At 41.8% G+C, this 14,955-nt stretch carries 22 protein-coding genes; 18 read left to right on the top strand and 4 right to left on the bottom strand.

Annotated elements, in window-relative coordinates; genetic code table 11:
- Positions 1 to 144: 144 nt before the first annotated feature.
- The 4 genes from CWB85_RS16930 to CWB85_RS16915 all read right to left on the bottom strand — a co-directional run bounded on the left by CWB85_RS16930 (position 145) and on the right by CWB85_RS16915 (position 3,059).
- Complete coding sequence (locus CWB85_RS16930) at positions 145 to 822, bottom strand: TorF family putative porin (RefSeq protein WP_016710189.1); 678 nt, start codon at positions 820 to 822, stop codon at positions 145 to 147.
- A gap of 291 nt (positions 823 to 1,113) precedes the next feature.
- Complete coding sequence (locus CWB85_RS16925) at positions 1,114 to 2,277, bottom strand: hypothetical protein (RefSeq protein ID WP_138555513.1); 1,164 nt, start codon at positions 2,275 to 2,277, stop codon at positions 1,114 to 1,116.
- A gap of 147 nt (positions 2,278 to 2,424) precedes the next feature.
- Positions 2,425 to 2,625 (bottom strand): helix-turn-helix transcriptional regulator, encoded by a 201-nt coding sequence (locus CWB85_RS16920; protein ID WP_138555512.1) that lies wholly within the window; start codon positions 2,623 to 2,625, stop codon positions 2,425 to 2,427.
- A gap of 8 nt (positions 2,626 to 2,633) precedes the next feature.
- Positions 2,634 to 3,059 (bottom strand): hypothetical protein, encoded by a 426-nt coding sequence (locus CWB85_RS16915; RefSeq protein ID WP_138555511.1) that lies wholly within the window; start codon positions 3,057 to 3,059, stop codon positions 2,634 to 2,636.
- Positions 3,060 to 3,298: 239 nt separating this feature from the next.
- Here CWB85_RS16915 and CWB85_RS16910 point away from each other — a divergent pair, with 239 nt between their 5' ends.
- The 18 genes from CWB85_RS16910 (at position 3,299) to rplQ (ending at position 13,994) form a co-directional block, all read left to right on the top strand.
- On the top strand, positions 3,299 to 5,239 hold the full coding sequence (locus tag CWB85_RS16910) for an AsmA family protein (RefSeq protein ID WP_138555510.1): 1,941 nt from the start codon (positions 3,299 to 3,301) through the stop codon (positions 5,237 to 5,239).
- 276 nt (positions 5,240 to 5,515) lie between these two features.
- Positions 5,516 to 5,884 (top strand): 50S ribosomal protein L14, encoded by a 369-nt coding sequence (gene rplN / locus CWB85_RS16905; RefSeq protein WP_138555509.1) that lies wholly within the window; start codon positions 5,516 to 5,518, stop codon positions 5,882 to 5,884.
- Positions 5,885 to 5,894: 10 nt separating this feature from the next.
- Positions 5,895 to 6,209, top strand: coding sequence for a 50S ribosomal protein L24 (gene rplX / locus CWB85_RS16900; protein WP_138555508.1), 315 nt, complete (start codon positions 5,895 to 5,897; stop codon positions 6,207 to 6,209).
- A gap of 16 nt (positions 6,210 to 6,225) precedes the next feature.
- Positions 6,226 to 6,765, top strand: a complete 540-nt coding sequence (rplE, locus tag CWB85_RS16895; RefSeq protein WP_016710195.1) for a 50S ribosomal protein L5 — start codon at positions 6,226 to 6,228, stop codon at positions 6,763 to 6,765.
- A 10-nt stretch (positions 6,766 to 6,775) separates the two neighbouring features.
- Entirely contained in the window at positions 6,776 to 7,081 is a 306-nt protein-coding gene (rpsN, locus tag CWB85_RS16890) for a 30S ribosomal protein S14 (RefSeq protein WP_016710196.1), read from the top strand.
- Between the two features lie 21 nt (positions 7,082 to 7,102).
- Complete coding sequence (gene rpsH / locus CWB85_RS16885) at positions 7,103 to 7,495, top strand: 30S ribosomal protein S8 (protein WP_016710197.1); 393 nt, start codon at positions 7,103 to 7,105, stop codon at positions 7,493 to 7,495.
- 13 nt (positions 7,496 to 7,508) lie between these two features.
- Positions 7,509 to 8,042, top strand: coding sequence for a 50S ribosomal protein L6 (gene rplF / locus CWB85_RS16880; RefSeq protein ID WP_016710198.1), 534 nt, complete (start codon positions 7,509 to 7,511; stop codon positions 8,040 to 8,042).
- 9 nt (positions 8,043 to 8,051) lie between these two features.
- Positions 8,052 to 8,402 (top strand): 50S ribosomal protein L18, encoded by a 351-nt coding sequence (gene rplR, locus CWB85_RS16875; protein WP_016710199.1) that lies wholly within the window; start codon positions 8,052 to 8,054, stop codon positions 8,400 to 8,402.
- 9 nt (positions 8,403 to 8,411) lie between these two features.
- Positions 8,412 to 8,918, top strand: a complete 507-nt coding sequence (gene rpsE, locus CWB85_RS16870) for a 30S ribosomal protein S5 (RefSeq protein WP_016710200.1) — start codon at positions 8,412 to 8,414, stop codon at positions 8,916 to 8,918.
- Between the two features lie 3 nt (positions 8,919 to 8,921).
- Entirely contained in the window at positions 8,922 to 9,104 is a 183-nt protein-coding gene (rpmD, locus tag CWB85_RS16865) for a 50S ribosomal protein L30 (RefSeq protein WP_016710201.1), read from the top strand.
- A 5-nt stretch (positions 9,105 to 9,109) separates the two neighbouring features.
- The gene (gene rplO, locus CWB85_RS16860) at positions 9,110 to 9,544 is read left to right on the top strand and encodes a 50S ribosomal protein L15 (RefSeq protein WP_016710202.1); all 435 of its coding nucleotides are present in this window, start codon (positions 9,110 to 9,112) and stop codon (positions 9,542 to 9,544) included.
- 10 nt (positions 9,545 to 9,554) lie between these two features.
- The gene (secY, locus tag CWB85_RS16855) at positions 9,555 to 10,883 is read left to right on the top strand and encodes a preprotein translocase subunit SecY (protein ID WP_016710203.1); all 1,329 of its coding nucleotides are present in this window, start codon (positions 9,555 to 9,557) and stop codon (positions 10,881 to 10,883) included.
- 22 nt (positions 10,884 to 10,905) lie between these two features.
- A complete protein-coding gene (gene rpmJ / locus CWB85_RS16850; RefSeq protein WP_002959476.1) occupies positions 10,906 to 11,019 on the top strand; it encodes a 50S ribosomal protein L36 in 114 nt (37 codons plus the stop codon).
- A 125-nt stretch (positions 11,020 to 11,144) separates the two neighbouring features.
- Entirely contained in the window at positions 11,145 to 11,501 is a 357-nt protein-coding gene (gene rpsM / locus CWB85_RS16845; protein ID WP_016710204.1) for a 30S ribosomal protein S13, read from the top strand.
- Positions 11,502 to 11,513: 12 nt separating this feature from the next.
- Positions 11,514 to 11,900, top strand: coding sequence for a 30S ribosomal protein S11 (gene rpsK, locus CWB85_RS16840; RefSeq protein ID WP_002959471.1), 387 nt, complete (start codon positions 11,514 to 11,516; stop codon positions 11,898 to 11,900).
- A gap of 21 nt (positions 11,901 to 11,921) precedes the next feature.
- Positions 11,922 to 12,542, top strand: coding sequence for a 30S ribosomal protein S4 (gene rpsD, locus CWB85_RS16835; RefSeq protein ID WP_016710205.1), 621 nt, complete (start codon positions 11,922 to 11,924; stop codon positions 12,540 to 12,542).
- A 24-nt stretch (positions 12,543 to 12,566) separates the two neighbouring features.
- The gene (locus CWB85_RS16830) at positions 12,567 to 13,553 is read left to right on the top strand and encodes a DNA-directed RNA polymerase subunit alpha (RefSeq protein ID WP_016710206.1); all 987 of its coding nucleotides are present in this window, start codon (positions 12,567 to 12,569) and stop codon (positions 13,551 to 13,553) included.
- 39 nt (positions 13,554 to 13,592) lie between these two features.
- Positions 13,593 to 13,994, top strand: a complete 402-nt coding sequence (rplQ, locus tag CWB85_RS16825) for a 50S ribosomal protein L17 (protein WP_016710207.1) — start codon at positions 13,593 to 13,595, stop codon at positions 13,992 to 13,994.
- The last annotated feature ends 961 nt before the right edge of the window (positions 13,995 to 14,955 follow it).

Below are 14,955 nucleotides of genomic sequence, written 5' to 3'. Positions count from 1 at the left end.
ACGACGCTTTCTCTGCGTGGGTTACCGCTTACCGCTTACCGCTTACCGCTTACCGCTTACCGCTTACCGCTTACCGCTTACCGCTTACCAAGATCGAGAAAGGGCCTTGCGGCCCTTAGTGTTGCAGCAAGTAACACATTCTTTTTATAGGCTAAAGTCCATTGCAAAAGCAACGTAAGCCTTAATATCACTGTCATCCATATCTGTATCTGATAGGCCAAAAGTGAAACCATCTTTAGAAATAGACACACCGTAGTCGATGATGTCGTCATCACCAATAAAATCGCCAGAATAATGACCTAGGTGCAGTGCCATTTCAGTACCATTACTACCAAGTGCAAATCCATAATCTGCGGTTAAGTACAATGAGTCACCAAAATCTGTGCCATCACCACTTGCCGCTGAAGTTGCAAGCACTGAAGCGCCAAAACTAAAGCCGCCCATGCTAATGCTACCGTAGATTTCAGAAAAATCTGCATCAGCACCTGATGCAGCATCTGGGTATGCATAATAGATGTAACCAACGTCGTAACTCATGTTTTCATTAATATCACCACCAAAGCCTGCGTAAAGGTCAAGCTCATAGGTCATTCCATCGGCCCAACTAGCATTAGATGCCCAAGTACCTGCATAAAAGCCTGACTCGCTGGCGTAATCAATACCGCCAGATATAGCTGCATCACCACCAGTTTGTTCTTGACCACGCCATAAGTAGTTTGACGTTGCGGCGGCGTTGGCTGTAACTTCGGCATAAGCTGCTGTTGATGTAGCTGCCATAAATGCAAGTGTGCTGATAGCAATCGCTGATTTTAGTTTTAACATGTTTAGTATCCTGTTGTTATGCTGATTTTTTGGTTAAGCAATTATTAATTAGATTGCAGTCTATAAATTGCTGGTCCCATTTCTAGTTGTCTGATTGGATAATTGCACCGCTTATGCCAAGTTAGATAAAAATCCTTAAAATAAATTTAATATCTTTTTAAAACATGTGGTTAAATTGTGAGCTTAGAATGATAGGAGAATCTTGATTGATTGTTGTGCACTTAGTTGGTGCATAAAAAAACCCGCATGCACAAATCAGTTGCAGCGGGTTTTTGTATTCTTTACTGGGGTTTAGCCAAAGATAGTACGCATCAGGCTGATAGTCTCAGCAACCCCTCGGCCTTTTTGTACTTCACTGATAATTGAGTCACGTTTCGCACGGATATGTTCTGGCATATCTTCGGCAGCAAGAGCGCGGTCAACGAGTATTTCAGCAGACTCTTTGCCACGACGTACTTTTTTAGTGGTGGTACTTGTAGCCCGCTTCGGTTTATTTAATAATTTGATATAGTTTGAGTTTTCAGCAGTAGTCGTATCTGCATAATAGAAAAAACATGGTATAAGAGCTTTGATTGCTACAAGTTGTTGATCTTGTTCGCTATCACCATTGGCCATTTTAAACCAAGACATAGCATGCACAGCTTGTACAATATCTTGCCAGTAGCGTGCAAAATCACGATTACTGAGTTTGGTAATTGCTAACGCAGAGCATAATGAGTCTAGACGTGAGTTATTAATTGGCGTAAATACATCAGGGCGACGCATTGCCAACAGACGAGTTGCAGGTGCTAGCGTTGGTTTCTCATTATTATCGGTAAAAGCATGTACGTATTTAAGCACAAAATCTTGGTAATTAGCTTCTGTTACTTCACCTTCAAGAGGAATGTGTGCTAACGCTTCATCAAATAAAGCGGGTAGGTCTGCAAGCATTTGATGAAAGGCTTTGGCGCTCTTTGTAGAGCTAAACCATTCAACATCAAAGTTATAGCTACTTGGATCAAGCGCTGAAGTATGTTTACCAGTAAAGGTTAATAAGTCTTCAGGGATCATCTCTTTTAAAGATTGCTCACGGATACTAGCAATATACTGAGTCAGACGTAACTGCTCATCAAGCGCTAATGTGTCTTTGTGCTGTTCAACAAATACACTGACAACCGGCCAAGGCGCGACACGAAGTGTTTTTAATTGCAAAAAGCTAATAGCTGAAATTAATAGGTCATGAAGTTTTTTTAAAACCGGTAATTGCTTTGTTTCAAGTAAATCGTGATTGATACGATCGCGACTAGCGCTCAGTAATTCATAGCACCAACCCAAGAAGTCTTCAGGGTGATTTTCTATTTTTACCGCCATCAGGTTTAAGCTGATTTCAGAAGCCTGCTTTAGAATATTTTGATAAATATGGCCTTCTTGCTCGCTTAATGCCATTTGTGAGGGGGAAATGAGCAGTTTTTTCATGCCTGATGGTACTCCGGTTAGATACATTTTCAGTTGTTTAATTTTAGCGCAAAATGGCTTAGAACAACAGGGCTGTGCATCATACCGAAGAATACAAGGGATGCAATCAAGATAGTTATGAAATCTCAAGATTGCATAATTGCTGTTTTAATCCTGCTCATTGAGTATAAATAGACGCTCAACTGAGGTATTAAAGTGTAGCGCTATTTTCAATGCAATGACCACCGACGGTGTAAAGCGAGATGTTTCGATTGTGCTAATGGTTTTGCGCGAAACATTAATCGCATCGGCTAGGTCTTGTTGCGACAGCCCTGCGGCTTTGCGAAATTCTGCTATATGGTTTTGCACATTACTTCCTAATCACGGCTCTGCCAAAGGGTCGATATGCCATACACCAAAAGTATAATACCTAGGTAAAATATAGCCATATTTGCATGCGAAACCTCGCTAGGTATTGCATCGTTATTATACAAAACACCAAGAAGGCAAACCCCAAATGCACAACTTGTATGTTTATAGGCATTAGTGTCAATGGTGTTTAGAAACTCATCTTTATAGGCATATTTAAAATACATTTTTAACGGAAAGCCTGCTTTAATTATAAAAATAGCAGTTACAACCATATAAAATAAAACGCTAATTCCAAGAATTGTCATCTCTTCTATATCATGGTTAGTTAGTGAGTAAACACTGAGAAGTAAACAAACTATGCCAGCGCTTGTACAAAACCATGCATTATGGTTCATAAATTTTTCTTCGGTTTTAATATCTTGTTGTTTCATAAAATCCATCCTGTGAAAGTGTTAATCTAAATAAATTGTAACCTACAGGTATCAATGTAACCTTGAGGTATCATTTGGTCAACTTGTTTTTGTAACCTAAAGGTATCAAAATGTTTCAGGGGGGATTCAGATACCAACTTGTAGAGTTGGAGAAATTGCTTTTTTCTATATCGGGCAATGATTTTCAGCGTAACTCCCGCTATGATAAGAGTATTATTTGCACATTTGAAAGGATGATCATGAAAACCTTATTTAAAGTTATTGGCGTTATACTGTTATTGCTTGTTGCTTTAATTGTTGCTGCGCCATTTTTAATTCCCACCGATGCCATTTTTAATAAAGTCTCTGAGCAGGTTGAACAAACCACAGGCCGTACTTTAACGATTAAAGGTGATAAAACCCTATCTGTTTTCCCCTCATTAAAACTTGAACTTGAAGATGTGCACTTTGCCAATATGAAAACGGGCTCACGCGCTGATATGGCAAGTATGCAGCAATTGGCCATTCATATTCCGTGGTTTTCGCTATTTGGCGGTGAACTTAAATTAGAAAAGTTTGTGATCAATGAGCCAAATATTCTGCTCGAAACAGATAAAAATGGTAAAGCCAACTGGCAATTGTTTGATGCAGTTGCAGAGCAGCCTACAGCTCAACAACAAAATAGTGGCTCAGTAAAGTTACCTGAAAACTTTGATATTGCATTAGGTGAAGTGGCAATTTACGGTGGTAAGTTTGTGTACTTAGATGGTGCGACTGGCGTTAAACAAGAGATCAGCGATCTCGAGTTAGCAATTTTACTGCCTTCATTACATAAAACATTAGAAGTAAAAGGCGCAATTACTTATATGCAAGAGCGCTTTGAACTGGATGTAACGGTTGATAACCCGGCTAAAGCAATTGAAGGTGATACCTTTAATGTTACTAAGAGTGTGACTTCTCGATTGGTAGATGTTGAGTTTAAAGGCTCAATTGCTGATCAAGGTAAAGATATTCAAGGTCAATTAGCGCTTAACGGTGATTCTGTAAAAGACATTGCTAAATGGCAGGGGGTAGAGCTCAATGCCAAAGATAACGCATTTAATACCTTTAGCGTGAGTGGCAAAATGCGCATGCAAGGTGACAAATTTAACCTAGCTGAATTAGTTGCGACATTGGATGCGCTAGAGATCAAGGGTAAGAGTGAGTTAAACCTTGGCAAGCGCCTAGCTGTAACCGCAGATATAGACTTGGGCATGCTTGATTTAAATCCATACCTACCAGAAGCAGTTGCACAAGCCGAAGCACCAGAGCCAGCAAAGGATGCGCCTGTGCAGCCGATTATTTGGGATGACACCAAAATGGACTTGAGTGGCTTAAACGCCCTTGATGCTAATGTTGTGATCCGCTCAAGTGGTTTGAAGGCGAATGAGATCAAACTTGGAGCCAATCAATTTACAGTTAATCTGAAAAATGCAGTTGCTTCAGTTAGTCTAGATAAATTTGCCGCTTACGAAGGTAATGGTAAAGGCACAATTACTGTAAATGCGAAACAAACACCATATAAAATAGCCACCAACTTCTCATTAGATAAAATCGATGCCCAACCATTACTAACCGATGCAGCTGGTTTTGACAAGCTAATGGGTAAAGGCTCACTTAATTGGGATTTAGCCACATCAGGGCAAAGCCAAAAAGACTTTATGGGTGCCCTGCAAGGCAAGTTGGCATTTGAGTTTGCTGATGGCGCAGTGAAAGGAGCCAATATCGCTGAAATGGTACGCAAAGGTAAAGAGCTTATCAAAGGGAACTTAGGCGCTGTATCTGAAGGACTGGATACTGGCTTTGATAATTCACAGCAAACCGATTTCTCAGCATTAACGGGAAGCTTTATATTTACCAATGGTGTTGGCAAAAATACTGATTTATCGATGTTAAGCCCATTAATTAGAATTACTGGAGAAGGTGATGTTGATTTACCTAAGACGACAGTGAACTATCGTTTAGTAACCGGTATTGTAGATTCTCTAGAAGGGCAAGGTACTACAGATGATAGTACAGGCTTTAAGATACCGGTACGCATTAAAGGGCCATTCCATGATGTTGGCTTCAGTTTAGATGTAAGCAAAGCAGCAGAAGATGAAGTAAAAGAGAAAGCCAAAGATAAAATTAAAGATAAGTTAAAAGGCTTATTTGGTAATTAATGTCGATTTTATTCGGTGATAAAACAATCAGGGCATAAATTTGCCCTGATCGTTTTATAATCAATGTTAAAATAGCAAAATTTGTTTGCCCAGCAAAATAACCACCCTCGTATTTCGAAATTAATTAAAAAATAACCTACCACTACCCCCTCAATGCTGATACAATTGCCCGCCCTTGGAATGCAACTAGATTGCTTTTTGAGTGGTTTTTAACCTAAATGTCTTGATTTTAAACGATTTAAGGCAGTTGTAATAACTACACCGGAGGTCATTAACATGATCCAAATGCAAACTCAGCTGGAAGTTGCTGATAACAGCGGCGCTCGCAAAGTGCAGTGTATTAAAGTCTTAGGCGGTTCGCACCGTCGTTATGCAGCGATTGGTGACATCATTAAAGTTTCTGTAAAAGAAGCGATTCCTCGCGGTAAAGTGAAGAAAGGTGATGTTAAAAACGCGGTAGTTGTGCGTACTAAGAAAGGCGTTCGTCGTCCAGATGGTTCTTTGATCCGTTTTGACAGCAATGCGGCTGTTATCTTAAATGATAACTTGCAGCCAATTGGTACACGTATTTTCGGCCCTGTGACACGCGAACTTCGTACTGACAAGTTCATGAAAATCGTTTCACTAGCCCCAGAAGTACTGTAAGGAGTCAATCATGGCAGCAAAAATCCGTCGTGATGACGAAGTAATCGTTCTAGCAGGTAAAGACAAAGGTAAGCGCGGCAAAGTGCTTTCAGTTGTTACCGAGTCTGGTCGAGTATTTGTCGAAGGCATTAACTTAATCAAGAAGCACCAAAAGCCGGTTCCACAATTGAACCAGCCTGGCGGCATTGTTGAGAAAGAAGCGTCTATTGACGTATCAAACGTTGCGATCTACAACTCAGAAACGAGTAAAGCAGATCGTGTAGGTTTCAAGATTGAAGATGGTAAGAAATTACGTATCTTTAAATCTACTGGTAAAACTATCTAATAGTTGGAGTAGAATGATGGCGAAACTGCATGAAGTATATAAAGACAAAGTAGTTGCTGAACTTCAAGAGAAGTTTGGTTTCAGCTCTGTCATGCAAGTCCCTCAGATCGAAAAGATCACATTGAATATGGGTGTGGGCGAAGCCCTAGCTGACAAGAAAATTTTAGATAACGCTGTTGCGGATCTAGAAGCTATTGCTGGTCAGAAGCCGCTTATTACTAAAGCACGCAAATCTGTTGCTGGCTTTAAAGTACGTGAAGGCTACCCAATTGGCTGTAAAGTAACCTTACGCGGCGAGCGTATGTGGGACTTTTTTGAGCGTTTGGTTTCAATCGCTATCCCACGTATCCGTGACTTCCGTGGTGTAAGTGCTAAGTCTTTTGATGGACGTGGTAACTACAGCATGGGCGTACGTGAACAAATCATCTTCCCAGAAATTGATTATGATAAAGTAGACCGTGTACGCGGTATGGATATCACAATCACTACATCTGCGAAAACAGATGAGGAAGGCCGTGCGTTGTTAGAAGCGTTTAACTTCCCATTCAAGAAATAAGGGTAGGGTTATGGCAAAGAATTCTATGAAAGCGCGCGAAGCAAAGCGCACGAAATTAGTTGCTCAGTACGCTGAAAAGCGCGCAGCACTAAAAGCTATCATCAGTGATGTGAAAACATCTGACGATGATCGTTGGGACGCGGTATTAAAGCTACAAGCTTTACCACGTGATTCTAGCCCTGCACGTCAACGTAATCGTTGTAACATTACGGGCCGCCCACATGGTTACCTTCGCAAATTCGGCATGAGCCGTATTAAAGTTCGCGAAGCAGCTATGCGCGGTGAAATTCCTGGCCTTAAAAAGGCTAGCTGGTAATAGAATCACGGGAGTAAGACTATGAGCTTGCAAGATCCTATCGCGGATTTGTTCACACGTATCCGTAACGGTCAGTCAGCGAAGAAAGTATCTGTAACGATGCCTAATTCAAAACTGAAAGTAGCATTAGCTAAAGTATTAAAAGATGAAGGTTACATCACTGATTTCACTGTAAGTGGTGATGTTAAACCTGAGCTTTCTATCGAGTTGAAATACTTCGAAGGCAAAGCTGTTATTGAAAATATCCAGCGTGTTAGCCGCCCTGGTTTACGTATCTATAAGAAACGTGACGAATTACCGAAGGTAATGGGTGGTCTAGGTATCGCTATCGTATCAACTTCTAAAGGCCTAATGACAGACCGCGCCGCACGTAGTGCTGGTGTTGGTGGTGAAATCATTGGTTTTGTAGCTTAATCGGAGGGGAACTATGTCTCGCATAGCAAAGGCACCAATTAATGTTCCTGCCGGTGTAGAAGTTACATTAAAAGGCCAGGACATCACAGTTAAAGGCAAAAACGGTGAATTAACGCGTACTATCAACGATGCCGTTGAAGTACAAGTTAACGACAACGTTATTACAACTTTACCTCGTGAAGGCGTAGCCAATGCATGGGCACAAGCAGGTACTGCTCGCGCTCTAATCAACAACATGGTTGTTGGTACGCATGAAGGTTACGAGAAGAAACTTCAGTTAGTAGGCGTTGGTTACCGTGCTGCAGCTAAGGGTAAAACATTAGATTTAACTCTTGGTTTCTCACACCCAGTTAACTTCGCAGTTCCTGAGGGAATTACGATTGAAACTCCAAGCCAAACAGAAGTTCTAGTTAAGGGCGTAGATAAGCAGTTAGTTGGTCAAACAGCTGCTAACATTCGTGCATACCGTAAACCTGAGCCTTATAAAGGTAAAGGTGTTCGCTATTCAGATGAGAATGTACGCCGTAAAGAGGCTAAGAAGAAGTAAGGTAAGACGATGGATAAAAAAACAGCTCGTCTACGTCGTGCTAAACGCACTCGTAGAAATTATATTGAACAAGGCACAACGCGTCTTGTTATCCACCGCACGCCACGTCACATTTACGCTCAAGTTGTAAACGCTGAGGGTAATGTACTGGCTGCTGCTTCTACTGTTGAAAAAGCTATTAGCGAAACAGTTAAAGGCACAGGCAACATTGCAGCTGCACAAGCAGTTGGTAAAGCAGTTGCTGAACGTGCGGCTGACAAAGGCATCGAAAAGATTGCTTTTGATCGCAGTGGCTTTAAATATCACGGCCGTGTGAAGGCGCTAGCAGATGCTGCGCGTGAAGCCGGTTTGCAATTCTAGGAGTAGACAATGGCTAACGTAGAAGCAAAGCAACAACAGCCTGATCTAGCTGAAAAGCTAATCGCGGTGAACCGTGTGTCTAAAGTAGTTAAAGGTGGTCGTATCTTTAGCTTCACTGCACTAACAGTAGTTGGTGACGGCGCAGGTAAAGTAGGTTTCGGTTATGGTAAAGCACGTGAAGTTCCAGCTGCTATTCAAAAAGCAATGGAAAAAGCACGTCGTAACATGATCAACGTAGACCTAAATGGCAATACATTACAGCATCCTGTTAAAGGACGTCATGCTGGCTCACAAGTGTTCATGAAACCAGCATCTGAAGGTACTGGTATCATCGCAGGTGGTGCTATGCGTGCAGTACTTGAAGTGACTGGTGTGCAGAACGTACTTTCTAAATGTTACGGTTCTACTAACCCGATCAACGTTGTACGTGCAACGATCTCAGCTCTTGAGAACATGAACTCTCCTGAGTCTATCGCTGCAAAACGTGGTCTTCGAGTAGATGAGATTCTGGGGTAAACCATGGCTAATAAAACTGTAAAAGTAACACAAGTAAAGAGCTCTATCGGTCGTTTACCGAAGCATAAAGCTACATTACGCGGTCTTGGTTTACGTCGTATCAATCACACTGTTGAGTTGGAAGACACAGCATGTGTACGTGGTATGATCAACCAAGTTTCATACATGGTTAAGGTTGAGGGGTAATTCGAATGCATTTGAATACACTTTCTCCTGCTGCAGGTTCAAAATCTGCTGGTAAACGTGTTGGTCGTGGTATCGGTTCTGGTCTTGGTAAGACTGGTGGCCGTGGTCACAAAGGTCAAAAATCACGTTCTGGCGGTAAAGTACGCGTTGGTTTTGAAGGCGGTCAAATGCCTATGCAACGTCGTCTACCAAAGTTTGGTTTCACTTCTCGCAAATCGTTAGTATCTGCAGAAATTAACCTATACGAAATCGCTAAAGTTGAAGGCGATGTGGTAGACCTAGGTACGTTACAGGCAGCTGGTCTAGTTAAAAAGAACGTTCAGTTCGTTAAAGTTGTTAAATCTGGCGAAGTTTCACGCGCAGTTACTGTTAAAGGCCTTAAAGCCTCTAAAGGTGCTCGCGAAGCTATCGAAGCCGCCGGAGGCAAGGTAGAAGACTAAGGAAGTACTAATGGCTAAACCAGGTCAAGATATACAAAGTGCACAAAGTGGGCTTTCGGAATTGAAACGTCGATTACTATTTGTATTGGGCGCTATCATTATTTACCGTCTAGGTTCATTTGTGCCAATCCCTGGGATTGACGCCGCTGTACTTGCCGATTTCTTCGAGCAACAAAAGGGCACCATTGTTGAAATGTTTAACATGTTCAGCGGTGGTGCGCTTGAGCGCGCTTCGGTGTTAGCACTGGGTATTATGCCTTACATCACAGCTTCAATTATTACGCAACTATTAACGCATATGTATCCGCCGTTTATAGAGCTTAAGAAAGAAGGTGAACAAGGTCGTAAGAAAATTAGCCAGTACACACGCTACGGCACGCTCTTGCTTGCTACTATCCAATCAATCGGTATTGCCACAAGCTTACCGGGTATGATGGACGGGTTAGTTGTTAACCCTGGTCTCGGTTTCTACTTCACCGCTGTGGTGAGCTTAGTAACCGGTACTATGTTCCTAATGTGGTTGGGCGAGCAAATAACTGAACGTGGTATCGGTAACGGTATCTCAGTTCTGATATTTGTTGGTATTGTAGCTAACCTGCCGTCTGCTATTGGTTCGACAGCCGAAATGGCGCGCCAAGGTGATTTACATGTTTTAGCACTGTTATTGATTGCGGTAATCGTATTCGCTGTTACTTATCTTGTAGTGTTCTTTGAACGTGGTCAACGTCGTATCGTCGTTAACTACGCAAAACGCCAACAAGGTCGTCAAGTATTTGCTGCCCAAAGCACGCATTTACCACTAAAAGTAAACATGGCGGGTGTTATTCCACCAATCTTTGCTAGCAGTATAATTCTGTTCCCTGGTACAATTGCCAGCTGGTTCGGCCAGGGTGAAGGTCCTGTCGCTGATGTGCTACAAGCCATTGCTACAACGTTGACTCCAGGTCAACCTTTGTATGCATTAGTTTTAGCTGCGGCTATTATCTTCTTCTGCTTTTTCTATACAGCGTTGGTGTTTAACCCACGTGAAACTGCAGATAACCTGAAAAAATCTGGCGCATTTATCCCAGGTATTCGTCCAGGCGAGCAGACATCGAAATACATTGATAAAGTGATGACACGCCTGACATTGGCAGGTGCTTTGTATATAACCTTTATCTGTCTGGTGCCCGAATTCATGACGATGGCATGGCAAACGCCATTCTACTTCGGCGGTACATCAATTTTGATTATCGTTGTTGTCATCATGGACTTTATGGCACAAGTACAGACTCATATGATGTCTCATCAATATGATTCTGTGCTGAAAAAAGCGAACCTTAAAGGCTATGGTCGATAAGGTCAGTTTACGGAGTTGAGCAATGAAAGTACGTGCTTCCGTTAAGAAAATATGCCGTAACTGTAAAGTTATTAAACGTGCCGGTGTTGTACGTGTAATTTGCAGTGAGCCTAAGCATAAGCAAAGGCAAGGTTAATTAATAAGTCGTGCAGGCTGAGGTTTCTCGGCCTGTGTTTTCAGTTGTGATTTGGTCTTCGTTTGAGTATCCTTACGGGCTCTTCAAACAGATGATAACCGAATTCAAATATAGGAGATGTGTTAGTGGCCCGTATCGCTGGCATTAACGTCCCTGATCATAAACATGCAGTTATTGGTTTAACAGCTATTTATGGCATAGGTAAGACTCGCTCTAAGGCTATCTTAGTAGCGACTGGTATCGCCGAGACCACAAAAATCGGTGAACTTTCAGACGAAACACTTGACGTACTTCGTGAAGAAGTTGGCAAGTACACTGTAGAAGGTGACCTTCGTCGTGAAGTTACTTTGAATATCAAGCGCCTTATGGACCTTGGTTGTTACCGTGGCCTACGTCACCGTCGCTCTTTACCACTACGTGGTCAAAGAACTAAGACTAACGCGCGTACCCGTAAGGGTCCTCGTAAGCCTATTAAGCGATAAGGGGATAGTATTATGGCTAAGACACCAATTCGTCGTAAAAAGGTTAAAAAGCAAGTTGCTGATGGTATGGCTCACGTTCATGCTTCTTTCAACAACACTATTGTTACAATTACCGACCGTCAAGGTAATGCACTATCATGGGCTACTGCCGGTGGTTCAGGTTTCCGTGGTTCACGTAAATCTACACCATTCGCTGCTCAGGTTGCTGCAGAGCGTGCAGGTACTGCTGCTCAAGAATACGGTTTAAAAAATCTAGAAGTTTTCATTAAAGGTCCAGGTCCAGGTCGTGAATCTGCTGTACGTGCTTTGAATGCTGCTGGTTACCGTATCACCAACATCACTGACGTGACGCCAATACCACACAATGGTTGTCGTCCACCGAAGAAACGTCGCGTTTAACAATAGGTTAGGAGAAATAACATGGCAAGATATTTGGGCCCTAAGCTCAAGCTGAGTCGTCGTGAAGGTACTGACCTGTTCCTTAAGAGCGGCGTAAGAGCTATCGACTCTAAGTGTAAACTTGAGACTGCACCTGGTCAGCACGGCGCTCGTAAAGGTCGCTTATCTGATTACGGTTTACAATTACGTGAAAAGCAAAAAGTACGTCGTATCTACGGTGTATTAGAAAAGCAATTCCGTAACTACTACAAAGAAGCTGCTCGCCTTAAAGGCAACACAGGTGAAAACTTGTTACAGCTTTTAGAGCAACGTTTAGACAATGTTGTATACCGCATGGGTTTTGCAAGCACACGTGCTGAAGCACGTCAGTTAGTAAGCCACAAAGCGGTTTTAGTTAATGGTCGTGTAGTGAACATTCCTTCATTTGTAATTACTCCAGAAGATGTAGTAGTTATCCGTGAAAAGTCTAAGACACAAGCTCGTATCATCGCTGCTCTAGAACTAGCCGAGCAACGTGAAAAACCGACTTGGGTTGAAGTTGACGGTAAGAAAATGGAAGGTAATTTTAAACGCCTACCAGAGCGTTCAGACCTGTCTGCGGACATCAATGAACAACTAATCGTCGAACTTTACTCTAAGTAAAGTTAAGAGTTAAGAGAGGATAAAATGCAGGGTTCTGTTACAGAATTTCTAAAACCAAGGTTAGTCGATATCGACGCTATTAACCCAACTCGTTCTAAAGTAGTTTTAGAGCCATTAGAGCGTGGCTTCGGTCATACTCTTGGGAATGCCTTACGCCGTATACTTCTTTCGTCAATGCCAGGATGTGCAGTAACCGAAGTTGAAATCGACGGTGTGTTGCACGAATACAGCGCGAAAGAAGGCGTACAAGAAGACATCATTGAAATTCTGTTAAATCTTAAAGGTCTAGCAGTTACTTTGGAAGGTAAAGATGAAGTTTTTCTTACCCTGACTAAGTCTGGTGTAGGCCCTGTGACTGCGGCTGATATTCAGCACGACGGCGATGTAACAATTGCTAACCCAGATCATGTTATTTGTCATTTAACGGCAGATAATAGTGCGATCAGCATGAGAATTCGTGTTGAACGTGGTCGTGGGTATGTGCCGGCATCAAGCCGATTATCCTCTGATGACGATGAGCGTCCAATTGGTAGATTGTTGCTTGATGCATCATTTAGTCCTGTTGAACGTATTGCGTACTCGGTTGAATCAGCACGTGTTGAACAACGTACAGACTTAGACAAGTTAATCATTGATATGGAAACAAACGGCACTTTAGATCCTGAAGAAGCGATCCGCCGTGCGTCTACTATCTTAGCTGAACAGCTAGAAGCATTCGTAGATCTACGTGATGTTACTGAGCCAGAAGAGAAAGAAGAGAAGCCAGAATTCGATCCTATTCTACTTCGTCCAGTTGATGATCTTGAACTAACAGTACGTTCTGCAAACTGTTTGAAAGCCGAGCAAATTCAATATATCGGTGATTTAGTTCAGCGCACAGAAGTTGAGCTTCTTAAAACGCCTAACTTAGGCAAGAAGTCTCTGACTGAAATTAAAGACGTGCTAGCTTCACGTGGTCTATCTCTAGGTATGCGCCTAGAAAACTGGCCACCTGCAAGCCTAGCTGAATAATCTAAATCACTATATTAGTTTAGTTAGAAGGATAGGGTCATGCGCCATCGTAAGAGTGGTCGTCAATTAAACCGTAACAGCAGCCATCGTAAAGCGATGTTCAGCAATATGGCAGGTTCTTTGGTGAAACATGAAATCATCAAAACTACTTTGCCAAAAGCGAAAGAGTTACGTCGTGTAATTGAACCTTTAATCACACTGGCTAAGACTGACAGTGTAGCAAATCGCCGTTTAGCGTTTGCTCGCACGCGTGATAAAGAAGTAGTTGGTAAATTGTTCAGTGAAATCGGTCCTCGTAACACAGACCGTCCAGGTGGTTACACTCGTATTATCAAGTGTGGCTTCCGTGCTGGTGACAATGCACCAATGGCTTATATTGAACTAGTAGGTCGCACATCTGCGAACGAAGAAGTTCAAGAAGACGCGCAGTCTGCTGAGTAAGTCTTAAAGACACCAAAAAGCCGAGCTTAATGCTCGGCTTTTTAATGCTTACAATTCCTAACAATAAACAAGCTACTTAAGTTCCCTCAAATAAGCACTGCTTTCTTTCAAAACATCTCTAATGTAATAGCAAGCAGTCATACCAATCGACTTAAATATTTAACCATTCTAGCGAGCTAAATAAAGCGCTAACTGCGTTATAAATTTTTCATGTAGAACAACTACATGTCAAAATTTATGCCTTGTTATCACGTCATTTATCTGTCGCTATAAATGGTCAGTAACTTAACACGATTAGTATCACTCTATTTTTACTACTTACTACGCATATTGATCGCATTGTGGATCTTCAATAATGATCATTGAGTTTAAGGTATTTAAAAGCTCTTATGTTTAGTAGGCCAAAGAGGCTGATAAAAGGCCGGTTTAGTATTATTTTTGGGCGTTTAGTTTAAATTATCAACGAAAAGTCATTTATTTCATGTTTTCTTCAAAAAAGGGTTGATCTGTTTTTGGATCTCCCTATAATGCCACCCCACTGAGACGGCAGAGCAGGCAACGCTTAGCGAGGCAGCAGCTAATCAGTAAGTCGAGTAAAACTTGAGTTTAGATTTTTTAGAAAGTTTAAAATTAAGTGTTGACAAAAAAATAGGAAAGCGTAACATGCGCAGCCCTAGCGAGATGAAGCCAAGCGCTTTAATCGCAACGTTCTTTAACAATATAAAGCAATCATCTGTGTGGGCACTCGTACAGATTGAGTTCTAACAGTCGAGCTACTTCGTTCTTTATTGAGCAAGTAACGAGACAAACAAATTTAGAGTCTCAATTAAACTGAGTGACCAACAGAATAGTTACTTCGGTAACTATTCAGCACAGTCAATTCAATATCGAAAGATATTAAATAAATTCAGAATTCATTGAGCTGTTCTACGGAACATAATAACTGTTAATTGATTAGTTT

The sequence above is a fragment of the Pseudoalteromonas sp. S1727 genome (assembly GCF_005886375.1).
Classification (GTDB): Bacteria; Pseudomonadota; Gammaproteobacteria; order Enterobacterales; family Alteromonadaceae; genus Pseudoalteromonas; species Pseudoalteromonas haloplanktis.
Note: the sequence above shows the minus strand (reverse complement) of the source record. Positions and strands in the feature narration are given on the sequence as shown.

Bases quoted from the DNA above. Each gene is read 5' to 3' on its own strand.
- CWB85_RS16930 (WP_016710189.1), bottom strand. From the start codon at position 822: ATGTTAAAACTAAAATCAGCGATTGCTATCAGCACACTTGCATTTATG.
- CWB85_RS16925 (WP_138555513.1), bottom strand. From the start codon at position 2,277: ATGAAAAAACTGCTCATTTCCCCCTCACAAATGGCATTAAGCGAGCAA.
- CWB85_RS16915 (WP_138555511.1), bottom strand. From the start codon at position 3,059: ATGAAACAACAAGATATTAAAACCGAAGAAAAATTTATGAACCATAAT.
- CWB85_RS16910 (WP_138555510.1), top strand. From the start codon at position 3,299: ATGAAAACCTTATTTAAAGTTATTGGCGTTATACTGTTATTGCTTGTT.
- rplN (WP_138555509.1), top strand. From the start codon at position 5,516: ATGATCCAAATGCAAACTCAGCTGGAAGTTGCTGATAACAGCGGCGCT.
- rplX (WP_138555508.1), top strand. From the start codon at position 5,895: ATGGCAGCAAAAATCCGTCGTGATGACGAAGTAATCGTTCTAGCAGGT.
- rplE (WP_016710195.1), top strand. From the start codon at position 6,226: ATGGCGAAACTGCATGAAGTATATAAAGACAAAGTAGTTGCTGAACTT.
- rpsN (WP_016710196.1), top strand. From the start codon at position 6,776: ATGGCAAAGAATTCTATGAAAGCGCGCGAAGCAAAGCGCACGAAATTA.
- rpsH (WP_016710197.1), top strand. From the start codon at position 7,103: ATGAGCTTGCAAGATCCTATCGCGGATTTGTTCACACGTATCCGTAAC.
- rplF (WP_016710198.1), top strand. From the start codon at position 7,509: ATGTCTCGCATAGCAAAGGCACCAATTAATGTTCCTGCCGGTGTAGAA.
- rplR (WP_016710199.1), top strand. From the start codon at position 8,052: ATGGATAAAAAAACAGCTCGTCTACGTCGTGCTAAACGCACTCGTAGA.
- rpsE (WP_016710200.1), top strand. From the start codon at position 8,412: ATGGCTAACGTAGAAGCAAAGCAACAACAGCCTGATCTAGCTGAAAAG.
- rpmD (WP_016710201.1), top strand. From the start codon at position 8,922: ATGGCTAATAAAACTGTAAAAGTAACACAAGTAAAGAGCTCTATCGGT.
- rplO (WP_016710202.1), top strand. From the start codon at position 9,110: ATGCATTTGAATACACTTTCTCCTGCTGCAGGTTCAAAATCTGCTGGT.
- secY (WP_016710203.1), top strand. From the start codon at position 9,555: ATGGCTAAACCAGGTCAAGATATACAAAGTGCACAAAGTGGGCTTTCG.
- rpmJ (WP_002959476.1), top strand. From the start codon at position 10,906: ATGAAAGTACGTGCTTCCGTTAAGAAAATATGCCGTAACTGTAAAGTT.
- rpsK (WP_002959471.1), top strand. From the start codon at position 11,514: ATGGCTAAGACACCAATTCGTCGTAAAAAGGTTAAAAAGCAAGTTGCT.
- rpsD (WP_016710205.1), top strand. From the start codon at position 11,922: ATGGCAAGATATTTGGGCCCTAAGCTCAAGCTGAGTCGTCGTGAAGGT.
- CWB85_RS16830 (WP_016710206.1), top strand. From the start codon at position 12,567: ATGCAGGGTTCTGTTACAGAATTTCTAAAACCAAGGTTAGTCGATATC.
- rplQ (WP_016710207.1), top strand. From the start codon at position 13,593: ATGCGCCATCGTAAGAGTGGTCGTCAATTAAACCGTAACAGCAGCCAT.